The organism is Pediococcus sp. M21F004, assembly GCF_051122535.1.
Classification (GTDB): Bacteria; Bacillota; Bacilli; order Lactobacillales; family Lactobacillaceae; genus Pediococcus; species Pediococcus inopinatus.
This window is the reverse complement of sequence record NZ_CP177314.1, coordinates 1,957,272-1,982,241: the sequence shown is the minus strand read 5'-3', so window position 1 is coordinate 1,982,241 and position 24,970 is coordinate 1,957,272. Positions and strand designations below refer to the sequence as shown.

Below are 24,970 nucleotides of genomic sequence, written 5' to 3'. Positions count from 1 at the left end.
CACCTCCTTCTACCCTATTAATTATGTTCTTACGTTCCATTGGGCTACTTGTTCATTACTAACAATGCCACAACGAAAGCAATAATAGGCATAGCTTCAACAAGACCAACACCGATAAACATAGTCGTTCTTAATTGACCAGATAATTCTGGTTGGCGTGCCATTCCTTCAAGTGTTTTTGAAATAACAATGGCATCACCGATACCACCACCAATAGCGGCTCCGAACATAATGATTCCTGCTGCAATAGCTCCCATAATTTTAAATCCTCCTAAAATATTAGTTATTCCTCAATCTGTACCTGTTGAGAAATATAAACCGACGTTAATGTGACGAACACATATGCTTGAATACTGCCTAAGAATACTGAGAAGCCTTGCCAAATTAATGAAATTGGTACGGCTGCAATAGCCATTAAAGGTCCACCAGAGAACGCCATGCCTCCGATAATTTTCAATAACATTTCTCCTGAAAAGATAACTCCATAAATACGTAAACCTAACGTAAGAAAGTCAATTAATTCAGTAAAAACACTAATCGGTAACCAGAACACAAAGGGAGTTAAGTAAACATGCTTAAAGTACCCTTTAAATCCAAACTTTTGAACTCCAGAATAGTGTGCAAACATCAACGTCATCAATGACAGCGTTAAAGTTATAACTGGATCTGAAGTTGGACTCCGTACATAGGTTACACCGTTCCAACCAATCTGTAAGAACATTCCCAGTTGGTTAGAGACGAAAATAAACAGAAACAAAGTAAATGCATACAACCCAAATTTTGGCGCATCACCATTTGTAACCGATCCACGCACAATATTATTTGTGAAATCTATCATCCACTCTAAAACATTTTGTTTTCCAGTAGGCTTCAATTGCAGCTTTCTAGAAAGTACATAAACTACGACAAAAACGACTATCGCCGCCAGCAACCCAGAAATAATATTGGTTGTATTAAAAGTTAACCCCAAAAATTGGAAAGTAGAAACAGAGTCTCCACTCACAGAAGATCACCTCTTTTCATAGCCTTAATGAATTATTGAGAATTCCCAGGTAAACTGCCCTAAAACATCAACAATTATATATAAACAGACAGTAATGTCTATTCGAAATACAAATGAAATAATACCACCAATTCAAGAAAAACACAAAAAAACGGGTAATTATTTTATTTTAAAAAACCTTCCCTCATCCCTTGGTAAATCAAGGATCTCGTTAAAGCGCTTTCCATTTTAATGCATTATCATACCAATTCTCATTTGTTTCAAATAAATGGAATTTTAAACCCAAAAAAGCAAAAAATCGACATCAATTTTCTTTTGAAAATAGCATGCCTATTTTTTGCTTTTTATCTGTTCAAAACTCGGTCGTTGCGCACTAAACTACTTAGTTCCAAACAACCGATCACCTGCATCGCCCAAGCCAGGAACAATGTATCCATCTTCATTTAGTTCATCATCTAATGCTGCTGTATAAATATCAACATCTGGATGTGCTTCTTGTAAAGCCTTAACCCCTTGTGGAGCTGCAACTAAACAAACTAAACGTAAATCTTTTGCACCACGTTTTTTCAAAGCATCCATCGCCATAATTGCTGAACCACCAGTGGCTAACATTGGATCCACAACAAAAATTTGTCGCTCACTAATATCACTTGGTAATTTAACAAAATACTCAACTGGCTTAAGTGTCTCTTCATCCCGGTACATACCTATATGACCAACTTTAGCTGCTGGAATTAATTCCAACATTCCGTCAACCATTCCTAGTCCTGCTCGAAGAATTGGCACAATAGCTACTTTTTTACCCGAAAGTGTCTTTTTGGTTGTCCAACCAATTGGCGTCTCGACTTTAACATCCTCTAATGGCATATCTCGTGAAACTTCATAAGCCATGAGCTCAGAGATTTCATTAACAACTTCTCTAAATACTTTTGTACCACAATTCTTATCTCTAATAATTGTTAACTTGTGCTGAATCAATGGATGGTCAAGAACTTGGAACTTACCCATAAATTACACTCTCCCTTCAATATCTTTATCAATTGTAGCTAACTTAGCACAAAAAAACTAGGGGTAATTTGATTAATTTACCTCAATTGGATGTTTTGCTGTCAATCCAAACACTTGAGCTTTAAGTTCAGCTAATTTTTCGGGAGAATTATGATTCTTCAGAGCCGCTAGAATAATTTCTGCGACAGTTTGACAATCATCTTCATTAAATCCACGTGTCGTAATTGCGGGTGTCCCGATCCGTAAACCACTAGTTTTAAATGGACTCAACTTTTCATTTGGAATTGCTTCCTTATTAGTTGTGATAAAAATAGAATCCAGAAGATCTTGAACTTCTTGACCATTCATATCGGTCTTCGTTAAGTCAAGTGTCATTAAATGATTATCTGTACCACCGGAAACGACTCGAACAAGCTGTGAATCGTTAAATGTAGTAGCCATTTTCGCCGCATTATTTTTAACGTGTTGCATATACGTTTTAAACTCTGGTTTCAAAGCTTCCCCAAACGCTACTGCCTTAGCAGCAATTACGTGTTCTAATGGACCACCTTGCGTTGTGGGAAAAACAGCCGAATTAATTTTCTTTGCATATTTTTCTTGGGAAAGAATCATTCCTCCACGAGGGCCTCGCAATGTTTTATGCGTTGTGGTCGTAACCACATCGGCAATCCCAACTGGTGATGGATGCAAGCCTGTCGCTACTAATCCAGCGATGTGGGCCATATCAACCATTAAATAAGCACCTACTTCATCAGCAATCTCTCTAAAAGCCTGCCAGTCAATAATCCGGCTGTATGCAGATGCCCCGGCCACAATAATCTGAGGCTTTTCTTTGTGAGCTATCTTACGAATTGCTTCATAATCTAAGCGTTCCGTTTCTAAACCAATCCCATAGCTTGCTGATTGATAGAATTTTCCACTAAAACTTACTTTAGCGCCATGCGTAAGGTGTCCACCCGCATTGAGATCCATTCCTAAAATCTTGTCTCCGGGTTTGATAAATGCCGCATAGGCAGCTTCGTTGGCTTGCGAACCAGAATGTGGTTGTACGTTGGCATATTCAGCTCCGAATAACTCTTTGGCCCGATCAATCGCTAATTGTTCAACTTGATCAATATACTGACAGCCACCGTAGTACCGCTTACCTGGATAGCCTTCCGCATATTTATTTGTTAAAACGGAACCTTGAGCCGCCCTAACTGCCTGAGAAACGATATTTTCCGAAGCGATCAACTCAATGTTGTGTTGCTGCCGATTTTGTTCACCAGCGATTGCATTCCATAATTCAGGATCTTCTTTTTGATAGTTCATTTAAAACGCCTCCTATTATTTAGGTGTTTGAAAGTATTGCTGTCCTGCTGATTTTTTTAGACGATTCATATAAGCCTCGCCTAGCCCTAATTCATCGAATTCTTGAGCCAAAATGTATGAAACCGAACTCTCTGTATCAAAGTGACGTAATCCTGCAAATAAGTTGTGACTCGCTGATTGGACATTGTCTCCTAAAGAAAACCACTCTCCATTCTCAGGAATTTGATTTTCAGCTTTGACTTGCTGAGTGGTCATAATGCCAACTTGAGTTGCTTGTGTAGCAGCCCATTGCAACGCCTCTGGCCATAGTTTATCAGAAACAATCAAAACTTGCGCATTTGGTGCATAGTGCTTATATTTCATTCCCGGCGCCTTAGGGACTTCATCTTTGCCAACTTTGTGGTGATCAGATCTGACTGTCCCAATGACTGCTTCTAGCTTTTCCTCACTTACACCACCTGGCCGTAAAACCGTTGGTACATCACCAGACATGTCTAAGACCGTCGATTCCACCCCAATTTGCGTAGGGCCATCATCTAAAATTCCTGCAATTTTGCCTTGTAAATCATGGTAAACATGTTTTGCTTCTGTTGGACTAGGTTTTCCGGATGTATTCGCCGAAGGTCCCACAATTGGTACTCCCGCTTTCCGAATCAAATCAAGAGTTGCTTGGTTACGCGGATTTCGAAACGCCGCTGTTGCTAATCCACCAGTGACGCTTTTAGACAAGGCATCTGGTTTCAATTGTAAGATAATGGTTAACGGTCCAGGCCAAAATGTCTTCATCAATAAACGTGTCTTTTCAGAAAGTGGCTGAGCATATTTCTCCACCGTCTCAACATCTGCAACATGAACAATTAACGGATTGTCGCTTGGGCGCCCTTTTGCAACATAAACTTGTTTAACTGCCACTTCGTTGGTGGCATCAGCACCTAATCCGTAAACCGTTTCAGTTGGAAACGCAATTAACTGGCCGGCTTGAATTTGCTTTGCAGCCTCATTTATAGTATCTGCATGATATATTTCAGTTTTCATCTTGTGACTTCCCTTCACTAGCGATCGTCACACGCATCATCCGATCATGATTCGTGATATCTTTTTTGAATTTTACTTGATAGCTTGTTTTAGCCGTTTTAAATAATTCTTCAAGCGCCTTTTTTTGATGGTAGCCGAATTCACAGTACAGTTTACCTCCACCATTTAGGTGCACTCCAACTTGCTGGCTCAGTTGATCATAAATGGCCAACCCTTGCTGTTTTGCAAACAGGGCTTGTCCTGGTTCGTGATCGACCACGTTTGGATCCATAACAGCTCTTTCAGACTCTGCAATGTATGGCGGGTTGGATACAATAATATCAAATTTATGCGTTTTTAAGTTTTGAAACAAATCGCTTTTGACCAGCGAAATTGCAGCTTTCTGTGAATCCACATTTTGTTTAGCCACTTGCAGGGCCTCTTCAGAAATATCTGATCCCATCACTTGCCAATTTGGTCGTTGCTTTTTTAGCGCAATCGCAATGGCCCCCGAGCCTGTTCCAAGATCTAGAACTGTGCGGGCCGCCTCATCATTCTCATTCAAAACCCACTCCACCAATTCTTCGGTTTCAAAACGTGGGATTAGGACGCGTGAATCGACAAACAACTTGCTGCCATAAAAAGTAGCCTGCTTAGTAATATATTGCACAGGAATGCCATCAGCATATTGGCGAATATTTTCTTGATAATCTTGCCAGACGCTCTCCGTTAATTGATCGCGATGATGCAAAATTAATTGAGTATTATCCCAGTGCATCATATTAGCCAATAATAACCTAGCACCCTCATTATCAATCCCATTTTGTTTGTGGGGTTTTAAATACAAAAAAGCCCAGTTAAGGGCCTCTAGGTAAGTAGGATTATTCATTGCGAAGATTCTCCATTTTCTTTGCTTGATCATCCAAGATCAAGGCATCAATGATTTCATCTAATTCGCCGTTCATAATTCGGTCTAATTTGTTTAAGCTTAACCCAATGCGATGATCCGTTACTCGGTTTTGGGGATAATTATAAGTTCGGATTCGTTCAGAACGATCACCAGTCCCGACCGCGCTCTTTCGCTCAGCATCGTAAGCATCCTGTTCACGAGTTTGGTAATAGTCATAAACACGAGCCTTTAAAATCGTCATCGCCTTAACTCGGTTTTGTTGCTGCGAACGCTCATCTTGCATTGCAACGACAATTCCAGTTGGTAAATGAGTCATTCGCACAGCAGAAGACGTCTTATTGATATGCTGACCACCAGCACCAGAAGAACGATAAACATCCGTCCGAATATCTTTCGGATCAATCTCGATATTGACATCCTCTGCTTCAGGCATCACCCCAACAGTAGCCGTTGACGTATGAACTCGTCCAGCTGATTCAGTTGAAGGAATTCGTTGTACTCGGTGCGCGCCATTTTCGTATTTAAGTTTCGAATAAACACTCTCACCAGAAATCATCAAAACAATTTCCTTAAAGCCACCAACTTCGGTGGCATTTTCATCCACAACTTGAACTTTCCAATTTTGATTTTCTGCATAACGAGAATACATATTAAAAAGGTCCGCCGCAAATAGACTAGCTTCATCCCCACCAGCAGCACCGTGAATTTCCATAATGATATTCTTATCATCATTTGGATCCGTTGGTAACATCAAAACTTTGATTTGGTCTTCCAAATCGGTTTTCTGAGCGCGTTGGGTACTCAGTTCAGATTTCACAAGTTCATCCATTTCAGGATCTAATTTTTCACGTTGCATCTCTTCATTTTCAGAAATCTGTTTAATTACTTTTTTGTATTCCCGAAACTTAGCCACCGTTTCGCGGATACTTGCTTCTTCTTTAGATAATTCTGTAAATTTTTGTGAGTCAGAAATCACATCAGGATCAGCTAAAAGTTCATTTAACTCATCATATCGGTCCTCAACTGACTGCAACTTATCAATAAAATCATTCATTACTTACTTTCCCTCGTTTCATCCAAAGGTGGATTAAAGTAATGACGACGACAAACTGGATAATATGCCTCATTGCCGCCAATCAAAACCTGTTCACCTTCATACACTGGTTTACCATCTGCAAAACGTAAATTCATAATTGCCTTATGTTTACAAAACCAGCAAATCGTCTTCATTTCTTCAATTTTGTCCGCATAGATTAATAAATATTTAGAGCCTTCAAAAAGTTCATTTCGAAAATCATTTTTTAATCCAAATGTCATGACTGGAATATTTAGATCATCCACAACCTTGGCCAGTTCCTCAATGTGGTGTTTTTTTAAAAATTGCGCTTCATCAATTAAGACACAAGCTGCATCAGGATTTAACTCTAAAACTCGTTGATAAACATTGGTCTCATCAAAGATAGGCTCCGCAGTTCGATGCAACCCAATCCGGCTTGCAATCTCACCCACTTTTTCTCGCGTATCAATGCCACTAGTCATTAAAACAACTGACTTATGCTGCTCTTCGTAGTTATGAGCAACTTTCAAAATTTCGATCGACTTACCACTATTCATTGCGCCGTAGTGAAAAAATAACTGTGCCAAAGCAGTCTCTCCCTTTGTATTGACTTCCTATTCAGTATAGCTGATAACCAAGAAAATTTCATCTCCAATCAGAGCCAAAAATTCATCTCTGATTTAATTCTTAGTTTTCTTTTTCTAGATAACTTTCTTTTTTTCGCCATTGGGCTTAAAATTAACTTTTAGTATTGAGGGTATCACGCCCTTTTATCAATTTTATGGAGGAGTCATATGTCACTCAAAAGTTCATTTGCAATGGCCACTGGAAAATCCGCTTACTGGTTCTTGCATAAATTTCGTAACGGTGGAAGTTCGCTCCCCGGAAAACTAACCACAAAAATCGATCCTGATATTTTGAAAGTTTTGGGTAAAAATTACGATGTGATTGTTATTACCGGTACAAACGGAAAAACTTTAACAACGGCCCTGACTGTAAAAGTCCTTAACCAAAAATTCGATCAGGTTTTAACGAATCCAAGTGGTTCCAATATGGAACAAGGAATCGTGACAACCTTTTTAACCGCGAAAAAATCAAAAAATGGCCGTCAAATTGCTGTTTTGGAAGTTGACGAAGCCAATGTCATTAAAGTGACTAAGTATATTAAGCCCCTTGCATTTGTATTTACAAATATTTTTCGGGATCAGATGGATCGCTATGGCGAAATTTACACCACTTATCAAAAAATCTTAGATGGTGTGGCTCTGGCTCCGGAGGCAACCATTATTGCTAATGGTGATGCTTCTATTTTTCATTCAAAAGAGCTACCCAATCCTATTCAATATTATGGATTTAATAATCAAACGGACGGCGAAAAGCTTGCCGATGTTAATACGGATGGAATTTTATGTCCAGTCTGTCAAAATATCCTCCACTATAAATTTATTATTTACAGTAACCTTGGTAAATATTATTGCCCTCACTGTGGATTTGAACGTCCTGAACTTAATTATCAACTAACAAGTGTCGACAAATTAACGCCTGCGACTTCAGCTTTTCAAATTGATGGCACTCAGTTCAATCTGCATATTGGTGGCCTTTATAATGTTTACAACGCTCTGGCAGCCTATTCAGTCGGAAAATTCATGGGAGTTTCTGATGAGGACATCGCAAAAGCTTTAAACGATCCTGACGAACGTGTTTTTGGTCGGCAGGAACAAATTCAAGTTGGCGATAAAGAAATTACCATTGTTTTAGTCAAAAATCCAGTTGGTTTAAACCAAGTTATTGACATGGTCGGGACCGAACCTCAGCCATTTTCGTTAGTTGGCCTATTAAATGCCAACTATGCCGACGGAATCGATACAAGTTGGATTTGGGACGGCGAGTTTGAAAAATTACCCAAGATGAACATTCAGCAATTCATGACCGGTGGCGAACGCTACAAAGATATCACCTTCCGTTTGAAAGTGGCTGGTGTTCCCGATGAAAAATTATGGATTGAGCCTGATTTGCACGCAGCGGTTGATAAGTTTAAAGAATTACCTACAAAACGAGTTTACGTTTTTGCAACTTATACAGCCATGTTACAATTACGCAAACAACTGGCCGATGACGGCTACATTAAGGAGGGAATTTAATTGAATTATTCCTTAAACGTTGCCCATTTGTATGGCAACCTCTTGAATACCTATGGTGATAATGGTAACTTACTGGCGCTTAAGTACTACGCCAAACAAATGGATACAGATCTTAACATCAAAGTGATTAGTCTAGATGACGATTTTAAGGCTGCTAATTTTGATTTAGTTTTCTTTGGTGGCGGCCAAGATTATGAACAATTAATTGTTTCTAAAGATATTCCTTCCAAAAAAGAAGAACTTACTAAATATATTGATGATGGTGGCCCTTTGTTGGCCATTTGTGGCGGTTATCAACTTTTAGGCCACTATTATATTGGTGCAAATGGTGAAAAGATCCCGGGAATTGGTGCCTTAGACCACTACACACTTAGCCAAGATAATAATCGTTTTATTGGTAACATTTTAATTAAAAATAAACAAACTCAAGAAGAATATCACGGCTTTGAAAATCATAATGGTATGACCTTTTTAGGTAAAGGTGAAGAACCTCTCGGAGTGGTTGAAAATGGCCATGGTAATAATGGTAAAGATAAAACTGAAGGCGTAATTTATAAAAACGTTTATGGTTCTTACTTTCATGGACCAATTTTGACCCGCAATGGAAGCTTAGCAAAGCATTTATTAATTACAGCTTTAGAACGCAAATATCCAGATAGCGACTTTAGCCAGCAAAAAGCTTTGAAAATACCGGCAACATTCTAAATATATAAAAATAACGGTTAGTTACGAATTCTAAATTCATAGCTAACCGTTATTTTAATTGTAGACCTTATTCTTCTCCTGGCTCACTGGCAATAATCTGTAAATCACCAGTCAACGTCCACTCTTTGACTTGATAAGGTAAAACAAAATGCACACCTTTTTTAATTTCATAACTTTGGCCGTCAACTGTAATTTCACCCTCACCTTTCAATACAGAAACTAAGGTATAAGGCGCAGCTTGACGTTTAAAAGTTGCGGTACCATTCTTTAACAACCATTGATAAACAGAGAAATGTGGTGAAACTGGTGGCTTAACATAAGTTGTCACTTCTGCATCACCAACCGTTGTCTTTTCAATATTTAATTGCGGATCAACATGAGGCACTGTGGTCACATCGATTGATTGTTGCAAATGAAGTTCACGTTTCTCACCAGTTGTTTTATCTACCCGGTCAAAATCGTATAAACGGTATGTTGTATCACTACTCTGTTGAGTCTCTAAGACCATAATTCCTTTACCCAACGCATGAATTGTGCCACTAGGGACATAATAGAATTCACCTGGTTTAACAGGAACTCGGCGGAACAATTTATCCCACTTACCGTTGTTAATCCAATCAGCTAACTCTTCGTGCGTTTTAGCGTTGTGGCCATAATAAAGTTCTGCCCCTGGCTCGGCCGAAATAATATACCAGCATTCCGTTTTTCCTAGTTCATGTTCATGCTCTGCAGCGTATGCATCATCCGGATGAACCTGCACAGATAAATCATCATTGGCATCTAAAATTTTGGTTAGCAATGGGAAAACATCCCCCTTTGCATTTCCAAATGCCTCGCGATGCTGATCCCAAACTTGATCCAATGTTAAACCTTTGTAAGGTCCATTAGTGACCATAGCTGGACCATGAGGATGAGCCGAAATTGCCCAGCACTCACCGGTTGTGTCACTTGGGATTTTATATCCAAACTCAGTAGCTAATTTCTTGCCACCCCAAATTTTTTCATGAAATACAGGTTTCAAAAATAATGGTTCACTCAAAACGATCTCTCCTTTGTCTTTAACGACTATTCTTAAGCTATTTTCGCTATTACATTAACAGTTTACCATAAAACAAAACCGCTTTCAGTAAGCGTTTGATTATTTTTGGCCTTCTTTCAAAAAAGCTTCAATTACAAGTTGGCGATATTTAAAATATATTTGGTTATCTGAAGTCGGATGCACGCGATTAGAAAGAAACACTAATCCCCGCTTTCTTGCCCTATCTACCAATAGCATTGTGCCAGTAAACCCACTGTGTTTTAAGACCCAATGCTTTTGTGATTCATCTTCTTTTGCGATCAGTCCCCAACCAAAAGAACGAACTAACTGAGAGTTTGCAGTCTGATTTTCAAACAATTGATCAATTGTCTGCGAGTTTAAGACATCAGGATTTCTTTTTGGTTCCAGTAACCAGCCAACAAATTTAGTTAGATCTGTTAACGTCGAAAAAAGCCCCGCAGAGCCGCAATGTGCTCCTAGAATTCTGGCTTTCGGATCATGCACAACTCCTCGAATCAGCCCCATCTGTGCGGTCCATTCCGTTGGGACACAATCCAAAGGATCGGGTTGAAAAGTCGTTTGGCTTAACCCAAGCGGTTTTAGTATGCGCTCTGTGATGGCATTTTGAATTGGTCGATGACAAATTTTTTCTACAATTAGCCCTAGAAAAATATAATTTAGATCTGAATAAACGACTTCTCGATTAAAACCAGATCCAATTTTTAATGTGAATAAGGCCTTCAAAAGAGCTGCTTCGCTTAGTTCGTTGCGATGAGGAATATAGCCTGTGATTCCGGAAGTGTGAGTTAACAAATGACGTAAGGTAACCCGAGAATCAAAGAAATTGGGTAAATATGTGCAAACTGGCTCATCATATGAAAGCAACCCTTCGTCCACTAATTGGGCAATTACAATTTCTGTTCCAACAACTTTCGTTAAAGAAGCAATATCATAAACCATCCCGACCCGTAACTTTTGCTGTTTCGGCACCAATTCGGCCTGTCCTAAAACATGTTGAATAATTTGCTCATGATCAATAATGGCATAAGAGACTCCGGGAACAATCCTCTCTTTAACCATTTTTGCGATTTGTTTTTCCGTATTTTTATAAGTTACCATTTGTTTTCTCCTTGACTTAAAAGCACAAAAAATCCACTACCCAATTATTGTCTCATATTTAAGGATGAAACAACTTTTGAATAATGGATTTTTTATTTTTAAAATTAAGGTTTAAATAACTTCATTACCAGAAAACTGACTGTTATATAGATCCGCATAAAAACCATTTTGTTCCATTAAGCTATCATGATTTCCGGTTTCCACAATTTGACCATGGTTCACAACCACGATATTTTGGGCATTCCGAATTGTTGATAGTCGATGGGCAACCACGAAACTTGTCCGGTTCTTAAGCAATTTATTCATCGCTTTTTGAATCAAGACTTCTGTACGGGTATCAACCGAACTAGTCGCTTCATCTAAGATAAGAACTTTAGGGTCTGCCAAGAATGCTCGTGCAATTGTTAATAATTGCCGCTGTCCTTGGGAAATATTTGTTGCAGATTCGTTAAGCACAGTATCATAACCATCTGGTAACTGACGAATAAAGGAATCGGCATGTGCTGCCTTCGCAGACTCAACCATATCGTCATCAGTTGCATCTTCGCGACCATACTTGATGTTTTCACGAATGGTACCTGTGAACAACCAGGTATCCTGAAGAACCATTGCAAATTCAGAACGTAACTGAGCACGACTCAAATTTCGAGTATCCACACTGTCTAATTTAATGGAACCGTCTTTAATATCATAAAAACGTTCAAGTAAATTAATGATCGTTGTTTTTCCGGCTCCAGTTGGTCCAACAATGGCCACCATTTCTCCAGAATTGACATCCAGATTAAAGTCCTGAATTAAAGGTGTATCTTCAACATATTGAAAATCAACATGATCAAAGACAACTTCTGCCTTTGGATTCTTAACATCGGCAATGTCGACGTGGGTTTCTTCCATTTCAGGTTCATCAATCACGGCAAAAATTCGTTCCGCAGAAGCAATTGTCAACTGAATCGTATTTGTTAAGTTGGCAATCTGGGTTATTGGTTGTGAAAACTGTTGTGTGTACTGTAAGAATGCCTGTACATTACCTAATGTGATCTGACCATTAGCAACCTCAACACCACCAACAACCGCAACGAAAACATACCCTAAGTTTTTAATAAAGTTCATTAACGGCATAATTAAACCAGAAACAAATTGTGCCTTCCAAGCATAGTTTAAATACTGATCATTTTCTTTTTTGAAATCTTGGATTGCCTTGTCTTCATGATTAAAACTCTTTACCACAGTATGTCCGGCATAAGTTTCTTCAATTTGATCATTTAACAAGCCAAGATGCTTTTGCTGACCACTAAAGAATTTTTGTGACTTCGGTGCCACAACTGCGACCACAATTAAACTTAGGGGTACCGTCAAAACGGCAATCAGCGTTAGTTTCCAACTAATCGTCAACATCATGTAGAGCACACCAACAAATTGGAAAACACTCGTAACTAACTGCGTCAAACTTTGCTGCAAAGTTCCAGAGATGTTATCCATATCATTAGACATTCGACTCATGACATCCCCATTAGAATGGGTATCATAATATGAAACAGGTACACGTTGTAACTTAGCTTTGAAATCTTTCCGCATTTGATAAACTGCTCGTTGTGACACTTGGGTCATAATGGCCTGTTGTGCAAAACTAAACAGGGCTGATAAACCATATAAAATACCAACTGTGGCCAAAATATGGATAATTTTTGTGAAGTTGATTGGCAGTGTATGAAGCGCAATGCCGGCCTTCATTTGGGCCTGGCCCTTCATAACACCTGCAAATATCTCAGTTGTCGCTTTTCCTAAAACCTTAGGGGCATTAATCTGAAGCACAACAGAAACACCAGCCATAATCAAAACTAGCACAACCATTACCATCCAAGGAGAGAGATAGCGAAGTAAGCGACCAGTCGTTTTCCAAAAATGTTGTGGCTTTTCAACTGCCATACCCATTCCTGGACCATGGCCACCGTGACCACCAGTACGTTGTGGCGCTCGTTCATTATTTTTAGCCATTTACCTGATCTCCCTTCTTGATTTGTGAGTCAATAATCTCTCGATAAGTATCATTATTGGCTTTTAGTTCTTGATGCGTCCCTTGGCCTACAATCTTACCCTTGTCGATAACCAAGATTAGATCAGCATCAGCCACTGTCGCGATTCGTTGAGCAACAATTACAACCACACTCTTTTGGATTTGACTATCCTCACGCAAAGAATGCCGTAATTCAGCATCGGTTTTGAAATCAAGCGCTGAGAATGAATCGTCAAAGACGTATACTGGAGCTTGTTTAACTAATGTCCTAGCAATCGTCAACCGTTGTTTTTGACCACCAGAGAAGTTATCTCCATCTTGTTCTACCCAAGCATCCAAACCATCCTCATCTTTATGAATAAATTCAGTTGCTTGAGCAATTTCCATTGCATGCCAAATTTCGTCATCCGTTGCATCAGGATTACCAAATTGCATGTTTTCTCTAATTGTTCCTCGGAAAAGGACGGATTTTTGCTGTGCTAATGAAACCTGAGCATGCACATCTTTTTGACTCAATGTTTTAACGTCAGTTCCGTTAATTAAGATTTCCCCTTTTTCGGGATCAAAGAAACGAGGAATTAAACTCACAAGGGTTGATTTACCAGAACCAGTACCTCCGATAATAGCAACTGTTTGCCCAGCTGTAGCTTTAAAGTTTGCCCCATCAATTGCTAAATCTTCTGCACCTTTATATCGAAAATCAACATTCTGAAATTCTAACGAAGCCGCCTTTGTTTCGTCTTTAGTTGAAACAGGTTGCTCCGGATCCTTGACACTATTTTTCATTTCCAAAACTTCATTAATTCGTTTTGCGGATGCTGAAGCACGAGGAACCAAAACAAAGACCATGGAAAGCATCATAAAACTCATTAAAATCTGAGCTGCGTAAGTCATGAATGCAACCAAATTTCCCACTTGCATAGTTTGATTAGAGATTAACTTGGCTCCATACCAGATAATTCCCATATTAGTTCCGCTCATAATTAAAGTCATGATTGGGAACATAAAGGAAACAATCGTAAAGACTTTGATTGCGGTATGCGTATAATCTTTGTTGGCATCCCCAAAACGATCTTGTTCGAACTTGTCCCGATTAAAGGCTCGAATAACCCGAACCCCTGTTAACCCTTCCCGGAAGACCAGGTTAATTCGGTCAATCTTCTTTTGCATCCCTTGAAAAAGCGGTACTGCAAAATACATAATAATTCCAACAAAAAAGACAAGCACTGGGATAGCTACCAAGAAAACAGCAGTTAATGCTGGTTGTTTGTTGTACGCCATAATCCCGGCACCAACCAACATTATTGGTGACTGAAGCATCATTCGTAAGATCATAACCATCACATTTTGAATTTGAATAACATCATTGGTTGTCCGTGTAATTAAAGATGCGTCCCCAAATTTTTCAAATTCATGATTTGATAAAAATGAAACTTTCTTAAAAAGAGCGTCACGAATTTTACTACCCATTTTCTGGGATTGCGTTGCTGCAAAATAGACGTTTACTGCCGCTGCTAATACCCCTAAAAATGAGATTGCTAACATTTTATAACCTGAGTTCCAAATATATGAGATATCACTTTTGGCAACTCCGTTATTAATAATATCTGAAGTGATATTCGGTAACCACAAATCACATATGACCTGAACAATTAAAAATACGGTCCCAATGACTACTGCCCACCAGGCCAAGTATTTTCGTGATAATTTAAGCATTTAACCAAGCTCCTTTTTTGATTTTAGTGCGCCATTTGCAATCCAATCCAATGTCGTTGCAAATTCGGCTTTGGCATCGGCAATTGTTTCGGGTGACTCTTCTTTTTGAGAACGAAAATAATGACCAATCGCGTGAACAAAAACAGTGAAGATTAATCGTTGCAATGCCTTTAACTCTGCATCGTTATTAATGCGAAGTTTAGACCGATCAACCATTTTGCTAATCTTGTCCTCAACTGCCTGCATACTTTGGAAAAATGGATGTTTATGATGATCCTTTCCAAAATGCTTCGAATGATGATCGCGCTGAAAATCGTTTGATCCAACATTCTTAAAAATATCCGCATTTGGTCCTTCAGTAATTTCTCCTACCGCAAAATCAAAGAAATACTTCATTGATTTAAATATGTCGCCATGCGTTTTTTCCAACATATCGAAAAAATGTTGCTCCATATCCGTCATCAAGTTTCCTAGAAAATAAAAATAAAGATCCTCTTTATTTTCAAAATACTGATAAAAACTGCCTCGCGGAATTTGCGCATCTTCAACAATTGCACTAACTGATACTTCTTCAAGTGATGCACGAGAAAATTCATGCTGTGCAGCTTGCATCAATCGTGCTTTTTTCTCTTTGTTCAGATTGAAATACGTTGCTTTTGGCATCTCTTCCTCCTCAAAATGACACACTGTCATAATTGATGATTATACGCTTAATCCATGCTTTTGCAACACGAAATTTATGAACATTCCTGTTTAAATTTCTAAGATTAAATTTTGTTATCTAAATCAAAAAGCCACCTGAATGACCTTTTATTAAGATCGTTCAGGTGTGCCGTAAATAAACTTACTTGTAAATTTGAATTGTCTTTTTACCTAAATCTGTTGTTGCGTGCAAGTATTCAAAATCGACCTGTAATTGAAGTTGACTTAGATTTAATTTTTTTAATCCTGATTTTTTATTTAAATTAAATGTTGCTTCATACTCATGATTTTTGGCACTAATTAATCAGTGTTTACTTTTATCAAGATAATCCTTACCGAAAACACTGTCATTACCGTTATCCTGGTAAGTCTTTGCCATAATTGCAAATCCTGAAACAACATTATTATTCTTCAAAAAATCATGAACAGATCCATCCATACCAGTAAACTCATAGCGGACGGTTAATTTACCATTTTGTAAAACTGCTTTTTTAAATTTATATACAGAATTACTTCGTTTTGCCTTAACAGTCATCGGAATCTTTTTAAGAGATGTTCTTGAGGTAACCTCAGGCTTATCCAAGCTTGACTCAATTGTTAAATCCTTAATTTGTTTAGGCATTTTTTTTATTTTATATCCAACAATTTGATTTTTTCCGTTCCCGCTAATAGAGACTGCATTCGCATCCAGTAGATAATCCTTTTTACTTTTGTTAACCAAGATTTTAAATATTGCTAATTGATCTTTGCTGTATCTTTGTGCTAACCGAAACTTTATTAAACCGGTTCCACCGACGTATTCATCAATCCCAAGAACTCTTAATTTAACATCACCGTTTGCCAAAGTTAACCTACCGTTCAATTTGCGTGAAGTAACTTTGCTAGGGGAAAGATGTAGGTTAAATGCCCAGCGACCAAAGTTTCTCTTGAAGCTCGTAAATACAATCGGAAAATTAATCGTTCTTTTAGGAACTGCTCCTTTAATCTGCCTGCTCCATCATAATTTCAGTAAATGCTTGTTGATTTCCATGCATAGCTCGTTTGACAATTCTAATTTTGACTTTGTTCACGTGGCTTACCCCCTTTCACCTATTAGTGGTATAAACACTGGAAAAAGTTGCACTTTTATTTAATGAATCAAAAAAAGCTGCTATACAACATTTTAACGTCATATAACAGCTTCAATATTTAAAATTATTGGGCATACTGGGATCGAACCAGTAAATTACGGATTCAGAGTCCGAGGCCTTACCATTTGGCGAATGCCCACTAAATTACCTCTATAATATTACCGTCTTTCCGCCAAACTGTCAATAAGTCTTCTTTTATTTTGCCGATTTTCATTGAAAGTTGTGAACATCTGACAACTACCTTGGTTTTTGCTACAATAAAGGTAATGTTACGAGGTGAAAATATGGCTACAAATTCTGATTCAATTTATAATGTTTTATCACAAGTTTATAATCATCCAGACCGTGCCGCTGTCAATACGCTGGGATATACAAATGTGGTGCAATTAAATATAAACGACACAATGCATGTAGCAAATCCAGAAATCTATTTTCCAGATGAAACGTTACTTGTCGACCGTCTATCTGATGATTTTGTTGCTAAATACCGTACTTTGCTTGATCATTTTAATACCTATACTACTAGGCCAACAAAAACTTATCACGAAGTTTGGGTAACGACTGCTCATATCCTAAAACAAAAAGCCTATATGCTTGAGTTGACTTATGAGTAAGAAGGAACTTAAAGCAGCCCTCGCCGACACCAAACAAAAACTGGTCATCTGGGCAGTAATCGCGATTCTTTGCTTGGTCAGCGAAAGTTTATTGCCCTATTCGTTCATTCCATACATTCTTATCGCAATATTCGTTTATTGGATGTACTTATTTATCAGCTTAATTTATCTGACTTTTCTGGCACGAAAAAAGTGAATTAACAGCTAAGGTATTGACTTTAAGTCCCAAATACGATAAATTAGAAAAGTACTAATTGACTAATTGCCCGCTGGTCAAATTGGTTTAAGACGTCGCCCTCTCAAGGCGGAGCTACGGGTTCGATCCCCGTGCGGGCTATAATTAAGCAAAAAATAAGCCTCAAAGCATTGTTAAATCAGTGTTTTGAGGCTTATTTTTCTTTTTAAAAATACGTCATTTCGACATTGTCACTAATATAGTTTACAAACTGGAGTAAAGCATGCCGATTTTCTAATTTATTGAAGGTTTTAATCTTGTTATGTCCATCTTCCCGATAGGTGATCACCATGACGTTTTGACTTTTAATTCCAGTCTTCTTGATGAATGCAAGATATTTTTTTGAGCCTAATTTGGTACGAATATTTTTCAAATCAATGCTATAGAAGTCCTCTTGTGCACTCAATGAATAACGCCGAATTTCCTTACGTACCTTGGGATAATGTTTGCTGTCCGAATTATAAAAATATATTTCCGTGTCATAAGAGCTATATCTTTTTTTCTGAATTTCTTGAACGGCTTTGGTTGCAGAGATCGGAATTGGTGTTACATGATTCTTTGTATAATCCGGTTGATTGATAAATTGAAAAACGACGCCCAATCCCACAATCAATAAGGCTCCTGCTAACCCAATATGTTTAGCAGAATAAGAACGATCCCCATAAAAGAAAAACAGAACCATAATTACAACTACTAAAACAGATAAAATCCACAAGGAACCAATATAAAAATGTAACCCCATCGAATACGTAGTTACCCGTCTTCGTGTAAGCTGATAGTAATTGGTAATTCTCATGTAAAGCAGGATCAACAAAATAACCCCTACGGCTCTTTCGATAAAATTAACTACAGCCTGTTTGCGCACAATGATCTCCTACCATTTTGACAAACCTATTCATACATCGGTACTATAATACCGCTTTCTAACTATTTTTAATAATATTCCGTAAATAAAAAAAGTTACTCCTTATACACCTCAGAGTAACTCTATTCTTATGAAATTTTATAACGTCGTATTTTTATCGTCTTTCGTACCAAGTAATTTTCCGACCACTGGCAGTTTACCAAATTCTTCCGCACTATCTGAAGGCACAACCACCAAATTTGTATCAGACTTTGCTAAATCAGAAAAAGCATTGATAGATTGATTTTGGAAATATTTTTCGGTAGCTTCTGCTAATCCAGCTTGAACGGTATCAATCCGGTAACGCTCAGCATTGGCACGTGTTTTAGTTGCATCCGCTTCTGCTTTGGCAGTCGCCATTAGCGCATCATTCTTAGCTTTAGTAGTCAATTCAATAGATTTGGCTTCCCCTTCTGCTTTAGCGATGGTTGCCACTCGTTCACGATCAGCCGTCAATTGTTTATCCATTGCTTCTTGAATGGCACGAGAAGGTGTTAATTCATCAATATTAATTCGATCCACATTAATTCCGTATGTGTTCGTCAAATCGCCAATTGCCAATGTCAATTCCTGGTTAATTTTGGCAGTCGACCCTAAGGCCTCATTCAAGTCCATCCGTCCGATGATATCTCGTAAATGCCCACGAACAAGTTGGGCCATCGATTCAACGGAATCTGTATTTTCATATTGATACTTCACTGGATCGGTAATATGGAAGTTCAACGTTAAACTAGCTGAAACGTCCGCATTATCCTTTGTAATAATTGAATAGTTTGGTAGTGCTAAAGGTTCCATCGCTAAACTCACATTTTTAATTTTTTGAAAAAATGGAAAATAAAAATGAAATCCAGGATCAACGCTCCGTTTGTATTTTCCTAATGTTTCTACTAGACCACGATTATTTTGTGGCACAATTCTTAATCCAAATGGCATATTTAAACCCCTCCGTTTTTCTGGTACTCGTGCATGAACTGTTCTTTCTGGTTTATCATGATTAGCTCGTCGATCTCGCTTATCTGGTTTGGATATCGCATGCTGCCTACTCTGAATAGCTTTTAATTGCGCTTTTTGATACTGATTCGCGTACTCACCATTCATTGCCGCCTGCATTTGGCCCCAAAATCCCGCTTGATGTTTTTGCTGATTTGCCATCCTTATCTCCCCCAAAATGGCTAAATTTTTTGTAACGTTAATATGTTTCCATTTGCCTCAATAACCGCATACTTTGCAGTTGTATCGACATCCCCGTTATCATTAATTAAATAACGGTAATAAATCCCTGAAACAAAGGCAAGTCCATGGTCAACGTTTAAGTCCTTTCCTAAAACGGTCTGGCCAATAATTTGCCGATTCTCAAAACTTTTTGTCCCATGATTATCTGATAGCAAACTCACAATGTACATATTGACACTCTGATTTGCTCGATTGGCTTCCTCGGCCAATCGATCGTAAAGCTCCTGGTCCAAACGCAATAAAAACCGCTTGTCCTTTTTATCATTCGCCATGAACTGATCGCCTCTTCTCAATATCATTCTGATATCAAACCCATTGTAAGCGATTTACGTACCAGAGTCAATATAAAAAAGCCTATTCCAAATAAAAATCTGAAACAGGCCATCCTAATTTTATTAGTTTTCGAATTGAGCCATTTTTTTACCTGCTTGTAACCATTCAAGGCGCTGTTGTTCGTTGGCTTTCCACGAACGACTGCGTGTTACCCCTTGCGACAACGGTTTGCCATTTTCAAGCATTTTTAGCAGTTCAGTATCAGAGAGTTGTTCAAGTTCATTTTTGTGACTTGTTTTAATGATCGTACAAAGCCGATTGCCATCTTCCGCAGGTTTTCCATAATCATTAAATGTCCCACACACTCTAAATGCTGGTAAATTCTGTTTAAGCTCCCCGGCCGCTATCTCTCGATCAAAATATTCTTTAACCATGGTAACAATTAAACTATCTAAATTGCGTTCATCATAGGTCACATAATTTTCCTGATCAACAGTAAACACATCTTTATCGTAAGCATACTTGGCTGATTTTTTGAGCGCGTTACTTTTAGCTTCAAGTGCTGTAAAACCGCTTTGCAAAATATAATAACAATTATTTTCTGCGTCAACAGCTTCCGTCAATTGAACAGAGTTTTCTGAAGAACGATTTCCGACCCCTTCCAAGAATTCTGCACCAACTGCTGTGATATTAAATTCCTGCTTAAATAATTGTTCCAGCCATTCTTTGGCCTGAGTCACATCTACTAAATACTTTGATTCATCTTGCCAAAATTGCTTGTTTGAGTAGTTCTCACCAAGATTGAATTTTTGATATAAATCTGACCAATTCTGAATTGTATCGATCGTTGGTACTAAAGCAATTTTCGTATAATTTGATTTCTGAATATTATTGTCTAAAAAAGTCCCTGCTGCATAATTTCCGTTAAACTTTAAATAATCAGCGCGTTTTTTCTCGAACATTTCACTATCTGCCATTTGAATTTTCCTTTCGACTTTTAAATAACTCGTGCTTTCACGTTACTAAAAAAATGAACCGATTACAAGTACATAATTTTAAACAAAAAAATAAGCCTAGTTTTAAAACAGAAAATTTTCATTTACCGCTTCTCACTAGACTTATTCTTTATTCACTAAAACCCTAACAAGTCTTATTTGCCAAGACGTTCGTTGAGTTCTTTTGTTTGTGCTTCATAGCCAGGACGGCCAAGCAAGGCAAACATATTATTTTTGTAAGCTTCAACACCTGGTTGGTTGAATGGGTTGATTCCGTTCAAGTAGCCAGAAATACCAACAGCAGCTTCAAAGAAGTAAATCATGTAACCCAATGTATAAGCATCCTGTTGAGGAATGTTAACATTCATAACTGGCACACCACCATCGTTATGAGCCAAGGTAACCCCTTGATGAGCCTTCTTGTTAACTTCATCCATTGTCCGGCCTTCCAAGTACTTAAGACCATCCAAGTTTTTCTCTTCCTTTGGTACATTCAAATCATGGTTAGGTTTGTCAACATTGACAACTGTTTCCATGAGGTTACGACGACCTTCTTGAATGTATTGGCCAAGTGAATGTAAATCAGTTGAGAAGTTAGCTGATGAAGGATAGATACCCTTCTGATCTTTTCCTTCTGATTCACCCATCAATTGTTTCCACCATTCGCCAAAGTATTGTAACGTTGGTTCGAAGTTTTCTAACAATTCAGTTGTGTAACCTTTACGATATAAAATGTTACGTAAAGCAGCATATTTATAAGCATCGTTCTTTGTTACATCAGGATTTGCATATGCATCACGGCCATCTGCAGCACCCTTCATTAATTGGTCAATGTCACCGCCAGCAACAGCGATTGGTAACAAACCAACAGCAGAAAGAACTGAGAAGCGGCCACCAATGTCATCAGGCACAACGAATTCTTCGTAACCTTCAGCATCAGATTCTACCTTCAAGGCACCCTTTGCTTTGTCAGTTGTAGCGAAGATACGTTCTTTAGCACCATCTTTACCATATTTAGCAATTAATTTTTCCTTCAAAACACGGAATGCAATTGAAGGTTCTGTAGTTGTTCCTGATTTTGAAATGACATTAATAGAAAAGTCACGATCGCCAATCAAGTTTACTAAGTCAGTCAAGTAAGTTGAGCTAATTGAATTTCCGGCAAAAAATACTTGAGGGATACCACCACGTTGTTCTTTAGGAAGCAAATTGTAGAAAGTATTGCCAAGAAAATCAATTGCTGCACGAGCGCCCAAGTATGAGCCACCAATACCGATTGCTACGAAAACTTCAGAGTTATTCTGAATCTTCTTAGCTGATTCCTTGATACGTGCAAATTCTTTCTTGTCGTAGTCAACTGGCAAGTCAATGAATCCACGGAAATCTTTACCAGCACCGGTTCCTTCACGTAATTCTTTGTCTGCAGCAGTAACAAGTGGTTGCATTTCAGCAAGCTCATTATCATGAACAAACTCAGAAACTGCTGAGCTATCAAACGAAATATGTGCCATTATTTAATTACCTCACTTAATATTTTTATTATTTCACTAACTTATTATACACCCGATTACTAAAATTTGAAGCGTGACCAAAAGTTCATTTAATGAATAGAAAGTAAACAAAAAACCGAAAGCTAGATGCCATCGGTTTCTTCTAGTGAAATTTTAAAAATTATTGCATCATTCCTAATAAAGTTGAACCCACAATAATTAAAATCGATCCAAAAATAACATATTGCATTTCACGATGAGTTTTATGTTCGCCCAATAGCCAAATGCTACCGAATGTCGAAATTACAATTCCGGCTTGAGCAAGTGAGTAGCTGATCGCAAGGCCAACACTTGGAATTGCCAAGAACATGAAGATATTTCCGACTCCCCAGATAATTCCAGTAATCATATTAGCCCAAGTATGACGATTCTTAAATGCTGTCACGGCCGCTTTAGAAATAAAAACAAAAATAACAGCACCGGCAAACATCCCAATCGCTTGCGGCAAAATAACAGCTTTAGCATTCACGTTGGCAAAACGCACAATAACTGTATAGCCGATGTACCCAATTGTAGAAATAATTAGCGCACGAATTCCAGCTCCCATATCTTCATCTTTATTGTGTTCTTTGTCATTCTTATCTCGTAAGGATGTGAAAGTAGCACCAACGATCAATGCGATAACGGCAATGGTCCCCATTGTAATGGTTTTTCCAGTTGCCCATTCATGCCAAATTAAAACCCCAGCCAAAGCGTTTCCGGCAAGTTGTAAGCCAGTTGATAATGGGACTGTTTTTGAAACACCGATTTTTTTCATTGATGTAAACTGCATTCCTTGACCAACGGCCCAGAATAAACCAGACACAACTCCTGCGATCCATACTTTAGATGTTAGTGTTGGTTGATATAGGAACCAAGTAAATACAGCAAATACAATGGCTCCCATGGTCATCCCTAATGTTTGTTGTGGGGCTGTTCCACCTAGACGTCCAGACACAAGCCCAATACTACCCCAAGCAATCGCTGGAATCAGTGCAATTATAATACCCATTTTAAAATTCTCCTTATTCTCTCTAAAATTAATGTCCATACCAAGACAAAGAAACATTTTAACAGTAAAGTAACCGTTTTTACAAGTGGTAAATTATTAAATTTAATTGATATACCAATTTCATTATACTGCAATGCTTGATATTTCAGGGATTCAGCGTCCTTATTTTTCGTTCATAAAAATATTGGACTAGTCCAAAAATAGTCACATTATTCGTGTTTAAAAATTAAATTCCATTTTTTGTTTCACTTCTTTGGCTTATCATCTAGACTTTCCTTCCATAGATTAGTCATATAAAAATGAGTCTGCATTTTCATAATCAAATGTGTTAAAATAGAAATGTTCGTTTAACGCAACCTTTTACACATCGTTGTAATATATTTTGGGAGGATTTTATTTATGTCATTAGTTAACGGTAACGAAATCTTTGCTGAAGCTCGCAAAGGTCATTATGCAGTTGGTGCTTTTAACACTAACAACTTGGAATGGACTCGTGCTATTCTTGGCGCTGCTCAAGAAAAAGGTACACCTGTTTTGATCCAAACTTCTATGGGAGCTGCTAAGTACATGGGCGGTTACGAACTTTGTTTAAACTTAGTTCAACAAACCATCAAGTCAATGAACATCACAGTTCCAGTTATCATGCATTTAGACCATGGTAACTACGAAGCTGCTAAAGAATGTATCGAAGTTGGTTACAACTCTGTTATGTTTGATGGTCATGATTTACCATTCGCAGAAAACTTAGAAAAAACTAAGGAAATCGTTAAGTTGGCTCATGCTAAGGGCATCTCTGTTGAAGCCGAAGTTGGTTCAATTGGTGGAGAAGAAGATGGTGTCATTGGTGAAGGTGAATTAGCTGATGTTGATGAAGCTAAACAAATCGCTGCAACTGGCGTTGATTACCTTGCTTGTGGAATTGGTAACATTCATGGTGAATACCCTGACAACTGGACTGGTTTGAAGTTCGAACGTCTCCAAGAATTAGCTGACGTAATTTCTACACCACTTGTTTTACATGGTGGTTCAGGAATTCCTAAGGAACAAATCCAAAAAGCTATTTCAATGGGTGTTTCAAAGGTTAACGTTAACACAGAATGCCAGATTGCTTTTGCTAAAGCAACCCGTAAGTACATTGAAGAAGGACATGACCAAAATGATATTAAAGGTTATGACCCTCGTAAGATGCTTGCACCTGGTACAAAAGCAATTGAAGATATCGTTACAAGTCGTATTGACTGGTTCGGTACTCCATCTGCTAAATAATTATTAATATAATTAAAAGCCATCATTCAAATTTGAATGA

General features: G+C 38.1%; 24 protein-coding genes and 2 tRNA genes. 5 read left to right on the top strand and 21 right to left on the bottom strand.

Going from position 1 to position 24,970, the window contains the following annotated elements:
- Nucleotides 1-44 precede the first annotated feature (44 nt).
- The 8 genes from atpE to ACLHK8_RS09830 all read right to left on the bottom strand — a co-directional run bounded on the left by atpE (nucleotide 45) and on the right by ACLHK8_RS09830 (nucleotide 6,890).
- The gene (gene atpE / locus ACLHK8_RS09865; protein WP_046872489.1) at nucleotides 45-257 is read right to left on the bottom strand and encodes a F0F1 ATP synthase subunit C; all 213 of its coding nucleotides are present in this window, start codon (nucleotides 255-257) and stop codon (nucleotides 45-47) included.
- A gap of 26 nt (nucleotides 258-283) precedes the next feature.
- Nucleotides 284-1,003, bottom strand: a complete 720-nt coding sequence (gene atpB, locus ACLHK8_RS09860; RefSeq protein ID WP_063697943.1) for a F0F1 ATP synthase subunit A — start codon at nucleotides 1,001-1,003, stop codon at nucleotides 284-286.
- 378 nt (nucleotides 1,004-1,381) lie between these two features.
- A complete protein-coding gene (gene upp, locus ACLHK8_RS09855) occupies nucleotides 1,382-2,011 on the bottom strand; it encodes a uracil phosphoribosyltransferase (protein ID WP_057772329.1) in 630 nt (209 codons plus the stop codon).
- 72 nt (nucleotides 2,012-2,083) lie between these two features.
- Nucleotides 2,084-3,322: a serine hydroxymethyltransferase gene (gene glyA / locus ACLHK8_RS09850; RefSeq protein ID WP_063697945.1), complete on the bottom strand. Its 1,239-nt coding sequence runs from the start codon at nucleotides 3,320-3,322 to the stop codon at nucleotides 2,084-2,086.
- 15 nt (nucleotides 3,323-3,337) lie between these two features.
- Complete coding sequence (locus ACLHK8_RS09845; RefSeq protein ID WP_063697948.1) at nucleotides 3,338-4,357, bottom strand: L-threonylcarbamoyladenylate synthase; 1,020 nt, start codon at nucleotides 4,355-4,357, stop codon at nucleotides 3,338-3,340.
- The gene (prmC, locus tag ACLHK8_RS09840; protein WP_057772323.1) at nucleotides 4,347-5,225 is read right to left on the bottom strand and encodes a peptide chain release factor N(5)-glutamine methyltransferase; all 879 of its coding nucleotides are present in this window, start codon (nucleotides 5,223-5,225) and stop codon (nucleotides 4,347-4,349) included. The genes ACLHK8_RS09845 and prmC overlap by 11 nt, the downstream gene beginning before the upstream one ends.
- On the bottom strand, nucleotides 5,218-6,300 hold the full coding sequence (prfA, locus tag ACLHK8_RS09835; protein ID WP_057772321.1) for a peptide chain release factor 1: 1,083 nt from the start codon (nucleotides 6,298-6,300) through the stop codon (nucleotides 5,218-5,220). The genes prmC and prfA overlap by 8 nt, the downstream gene beginning before the upstream one ends.
- The gene (locus ACLHK8_RS09830) at nucleotides 6,300-6,890 is read right to left on the bottom strand and encodes a thymidine kinase (protein ID WP_057772319.1); all 591 of its coding nucleotides are present in this window, start codon (nucleotides 6,888-6,890) and stop codon (nucleotides 6,300-6,302) included. The genes prfA and ACLHK8_RS09830 overlap by 1 nt, the downstream gene beginning before the upstream one ends.
- A 207-nt stretch (nucleotides 6,891-7,097) precedes the next feature.
- Here ACLHK8_RS09830 and ACLHK8_RS09825 point away from each other — a divergent pair, with 207 nt between their 5' ends.
- Both ACLHK8_RS09825 and ACLHK8_RS09820 read left to right on the top strand, forming a co-directional pair.
- Nucleotides 7,098-8,444 (top strand): Mur ligase family protein, encoded by a 1,347-nt coding sequence (locus ACLHK8_RS09825; RefSeq protein ID WP_057772317.1) that lies wholly within the window; start codon nucleotides 7,098-7,100, stop codon nucleotides 8,442-8,444.
- On the top strand, nucleotides 8,445-9,149 hold the full coding sequence (locus ACLHK8_RS09820; RefSeq protein ID WP_057772315.1) for a type 1 glutamine amidotransferase: 705 nt from the start codon (nucleotides 8,445-8,447) through the stop codon (nucleotides 9,147-9,149).
- A 67-nt stretch (nucleotides 9,150-9,216) separates the two neighbouring features.
- On the opposite strand, the gene manA is transcribed toward ACLHK8_RS09820, so the two are convergent.
- The 7 genes from manA to ACLHK8_RS09785 form a co-directional block, all read right to left on the bottom strand.
- Nucleotides 9,217-10,188 carry a mannose-6-phosphate isomerase, class I gene (manA, locus tag ACLHK8_RS09815; RefSeq protein ID WP_057772313.1) on the bottom strand — a complete coding sequence of 324 codons (972 nt, stop codon included), beginning with the start codon at nucleotides 10,186-10,188 and terminating at the stop codon, nucleotides 9,217-9,219.
- Between the two features lie 99 nt (nucleotides 10,189-10,287).
- The gene (locus ACLHK8_RS09810; RefSeq protein ID WP_057772311.1) at nucleotides 10,288-11,307 is read right to left on the bottom strand and encodes a serine hydrolase domain-containing protein; all 1,020 of its coding nucleotides are present in this window, start codon (nucleotides 11,305-11,307) and stop codon (nucleotides 10,288-10,290) included.
- A gap of 111 nt (nucleotides 11,308-11,418) precedes the next feature.
- Nucleotides 11,419-13,302: an ABC transporter ATP-binding protein gene (locus ACLHK8_RS09805; protein ID WP_063697950.1), complete on the bottom strand. Its 1,884-nt coding sequence runs from the start codon at nucleotides 13,300-13,302 to the stop codon at nucleotides 11,419-11,421.
- Complete coding sequence (locus ACLHK8_RS09800) at nucleotides 13,295-15,037, bottom strand: ABC transporter ATP-binding protein (protein ID WP_057772307.1); 1,743 nt, start codon at nucleotides 15,035-15,037, stop codon at nucleotides 13,295-13,297. Before ACLHK8_RS09800 ends, ACLHK8_RS09805 begins: the two co-directional genes overlap by 8 nt.
- On the bottom strand, nucleotides 15,038-15,700 hold the full coding sequence (locus ACLHK8_RS09795; RefSeq protein ID WP_057772305.1) for a TetR/AcrR family transcriptional regulator: 663 nt from the start codon (nucleotides 15,698-15,700) through the stop codon (nucleotides 15,038-15,040). It abuts the gene before it with no gap.
- Nucleotides 15,701-16,043: 343 nt separating this feature from the next.
- Complete coding sequence (locus ACLHK8_RS09790) at nucleotides 16,044-16,583, bottom strand: hypothetical protein (protein WP_057772303.1); 540 nt, start codon at nucleotides 16,581-16,583, stop codon at nucleotides 16,044-16,046.
- 353 nt (nucleotides 16,584-16,936) lie between these two features.
- Nucleotides 16,937-17,008: transfer RNA gene (locus ACLHK8_RS09785), tRNA-Gln, on the bottom strand.
- Between the two features lie 145 nt (nucleotides 17,009-17,153).
- Between ACLHK8_RS09785 and ACLHK8_RS09780 the strand changes: the two genes are divergently transcribed.
- Nucleotides 17,154-17,483 carry a hypothetical protein gene (locus ACLHK8_RS09780; RefSeq protein WP_057772301.1) on the top strand — a complete coding sequence of 110 codons (330 nt, stop codon included), beginning with the start codon at nucleotides 17,154-17,156 and terminating at the stop codon, nucleotides 17,481-17,483.
- 264 nt (nucleotides 17,484-17,747) lie between these two features.
- Nucleotides 17,748-17,820: transfer RNA gene (locus tag ACLHK8_RS09775), tRNA-Glu, on the top strand.
- A 64-nt stretch (nucleotides 17,821-17,884) separates the two neighbouring features.
- Here the strand turns inward: ACLHK8_RS09775 and ACLHK8_RS09770 are convergent.
- The 6 genes from ACLHK8_RS09770 to ACLHK8_RS09745 form a co-directional block, all read right to left on the bottom strand.
- Nucleotides 17,885-18,583, bottom strand: coding sequence for a hypothetical protein (locus ACLHK8_RS09770; RefSeq protein ID WP_057772296.1), 699 nt, complete (start codon nucleotides 18,581-18,583; stop codon nucleotides 17,885-17,887).
- 138 nt (nucleotides 18,584-18,721) lie between these two features.
- The gene (locus tag ACLHK8_RS09765) at nucleotides 18,722-19,555 is read right to left on the bottom strand and encodes an SPFH domain-containing protein (protein WP_057772425.1); all 834 of its coding nucleotides are present in this window, start codon (nucleotides 19,553-19,555) and stop codon (nucleotides 18,722-18,724) included.
- 239 nt (nucleotides 19,556-19,794) lie between these two features.
- Nucleotides 19,795-20,127 (bottom strand): toxin-antitoxin system HicB family antitoxin, encoded by a 333-nt coding sequence (locus ACLHK8_RS09760; RefSeq protein WP_057772294.1) that lies wholly within the window; start codon nucleotides 20,125-20,127, stop codon nucleotides 19,795-19,797.
- A 123-nt stretch (nucleotides 20,128-20,250) separates the two neighbouring features.
- Nucleotides 20,251-21,105, bottom strand: coding sequence for a hypothetical protein (locus tag ACLHK8_RS09755; RefSeq protein ID WP_057772292.1), 855 nt, complete (start codon nucleotides 21,103-21,105; stop codon nucleotides 20,251-20,253).
- Nucleotides 21,106-21,278: 173 nt separating this feature from the next.
- Nucleotides 21,279-22,634, bottom strand: coding sequence for a glucose-6-phosphate isomerase (locus ACLHK8_RS09750; protein WP_057772290.1), 1,356 nt, complete (start codon nucleotides 22,632-22,634; stop codon nucleotides 21,279-21,281).
- Between the two features lie 160 nt (nucleotides 22,635-22,794).
- Nucleotides 22,795-23,664, bottom strand: a complete 870-nt coding sequence (locus tag ACLHK8_RS09745) for a GRP family sugar transporter (RefSeq protein ID WP_057772288.1) — start codon at nucleotides 23,662-23,664, stop codon at nucleotides 22,795-22,797.
- Nucleotides 23,665-24,063: 399 nt separating this feature from the next.
- On the opposite strand from ACLHK8_RS09745, the gene ACLHK8_RS09740 reads away from it, so the two are divergent.
- Entirely contained in the window at nucleotides 24,064-24,930 is an 867-nt protein-coding gene (locus ACLHK8_RS09740) for a class II fructose-bisphosphate aldolase (protein WP_057772286.1), read from the top strand.
- Nucleotides 24,931-24,970: the final 40 nt, after the last annotated feature.

Excerpts from the sequence above, each read along its gene's own strand:
- atpE (WP_046872489.1), bottom strand. The coding sequence starts at position 257 with ATGGGAGCTATTGCAGCAGGAATCATTATGTTCGGAGCCGCTATTGGT.
- upp (WP_057772329.1), bottom strand. The coding sequence starts at position 2,011 with ATGGGTAAGTTCCAAGTTCTTGACCATCCATTGATTCAGCACAAGTTA.
- glyA (WP_063697945.1), bottom strand. The coding sequence starts at position 3,322 with ATGAACTATCAAAAAGAAGATCCTGAATTATGGAATGCAATCGCTGGT.
- ACLHK8_RS09845 (WP_063697948.1), bottom strand. The coding sequence starts at position 4,357 with ATGAAAACTGAAATATATCATGCAGATACTATAAATGAGGCTGCAAAG.
- prmC (WP_057772323.1), bottom strand. The coding sequence starts at position 5,225 with ATGAATAATCCTACTTACCTAGAGGCCCTTAACTGGGCTTTTTTGTAT.
- prfA (WP_057772321.1), bottom strand. The coding sequence starts at position 6,300 with ATGAATGATTTTATTGATAAGTTGCAGTCAGTTGAGGACCGATATGAT.
- ACLHK8_RS09825 (WP_057772317.1), top strand. The coding sequence starts at position 7,098 with ATGTCACTCAAAAGTTCATTTGCAATGGCCACTGGAAAATCCGCTTAC.
- ACLHK8_RS09810 (WP_057772311.1), bottom strand. The coding sequence starts at position 11,307 with ATGGTAACTTATAAAAATACGGAAAAACAAATCGCAAAAATGGTTAAA.
- ACLHK8_RS09805 (WP_063697950.1), bottom strand. The coding sequence starts at position 13,302 with ATGGCTAAAAATAATGAACGAGCGCCACAACGTACTGGTGGTCACGGT.
- ACLHK8_RS09800 (WP_057772307.1), bottom strand. The coding sequence starts at position 15,037 with ATGCTTAAATTATCACGAAAATACTTGGCCTGGTGGGCAGTAGTCATT.
- ACLHK8_RS09795 (WP_057772305.1), bottom strand. The coding sequence starts at position 15,700 with ATGCCAAAAGCAACGTATTTCAATCTGAACAAAGAGAAAAAAGCACGA.
- ACLHK8_RS09780 (WP_057772301.1), top strand. The coding sequence starts at position 17,154 with ATGGCTACAAATTCTGATTCAATTTATAATGTTTTATCACAAGTTTAT.
- ACLHK8_RS09765 (WP_057772425.1), bottom strand. The coding sequence starts at position 19,555 with ATGCCATTTGGATTAAGAATTGTGCCACAAAATAATCGTGGTCTAGTA.
- ACLHK8_RS09760 (WP_057772294.1), bottom strand. The coding sequence starts at position 20,127 with ATGGCGAATGATAAAAAGGACAAGCGGTTTTTATTGCGTTTGGACCAG.
- ACLHK8_RS09755 (WP_057772292.1), bottom strand. The coding sequence starts at position 21,105 with ATGGCAGATAGTGAAATGTTCGAGAAAAAACGCGCTGATTATTTAAAG.
- ACLHK8_RS09750 (WP_057772290.1), bottom strand. The coding sequence starts at position 22,634 with ATGGCACATATTTCGTTTGATAGCTCAGCAGTTTCTGAGTTTGTTCAT.
- ACLHK8_RS09745 (WP_057772288.1), bottom strand. The coding sequence starts at position 23,664 with ATGGGTATTATAATTGCACTGATTCCAGCGATTGCTTGGGGTAGTATT.
- ACLHK8_RS09740 (WP_057772286.1), top strand. The coding sequence starts at position 24,064 with ATGTCATTAGTTAACGGTAACGAAATCTTTGCTGAAGCTCGCAAAGGT.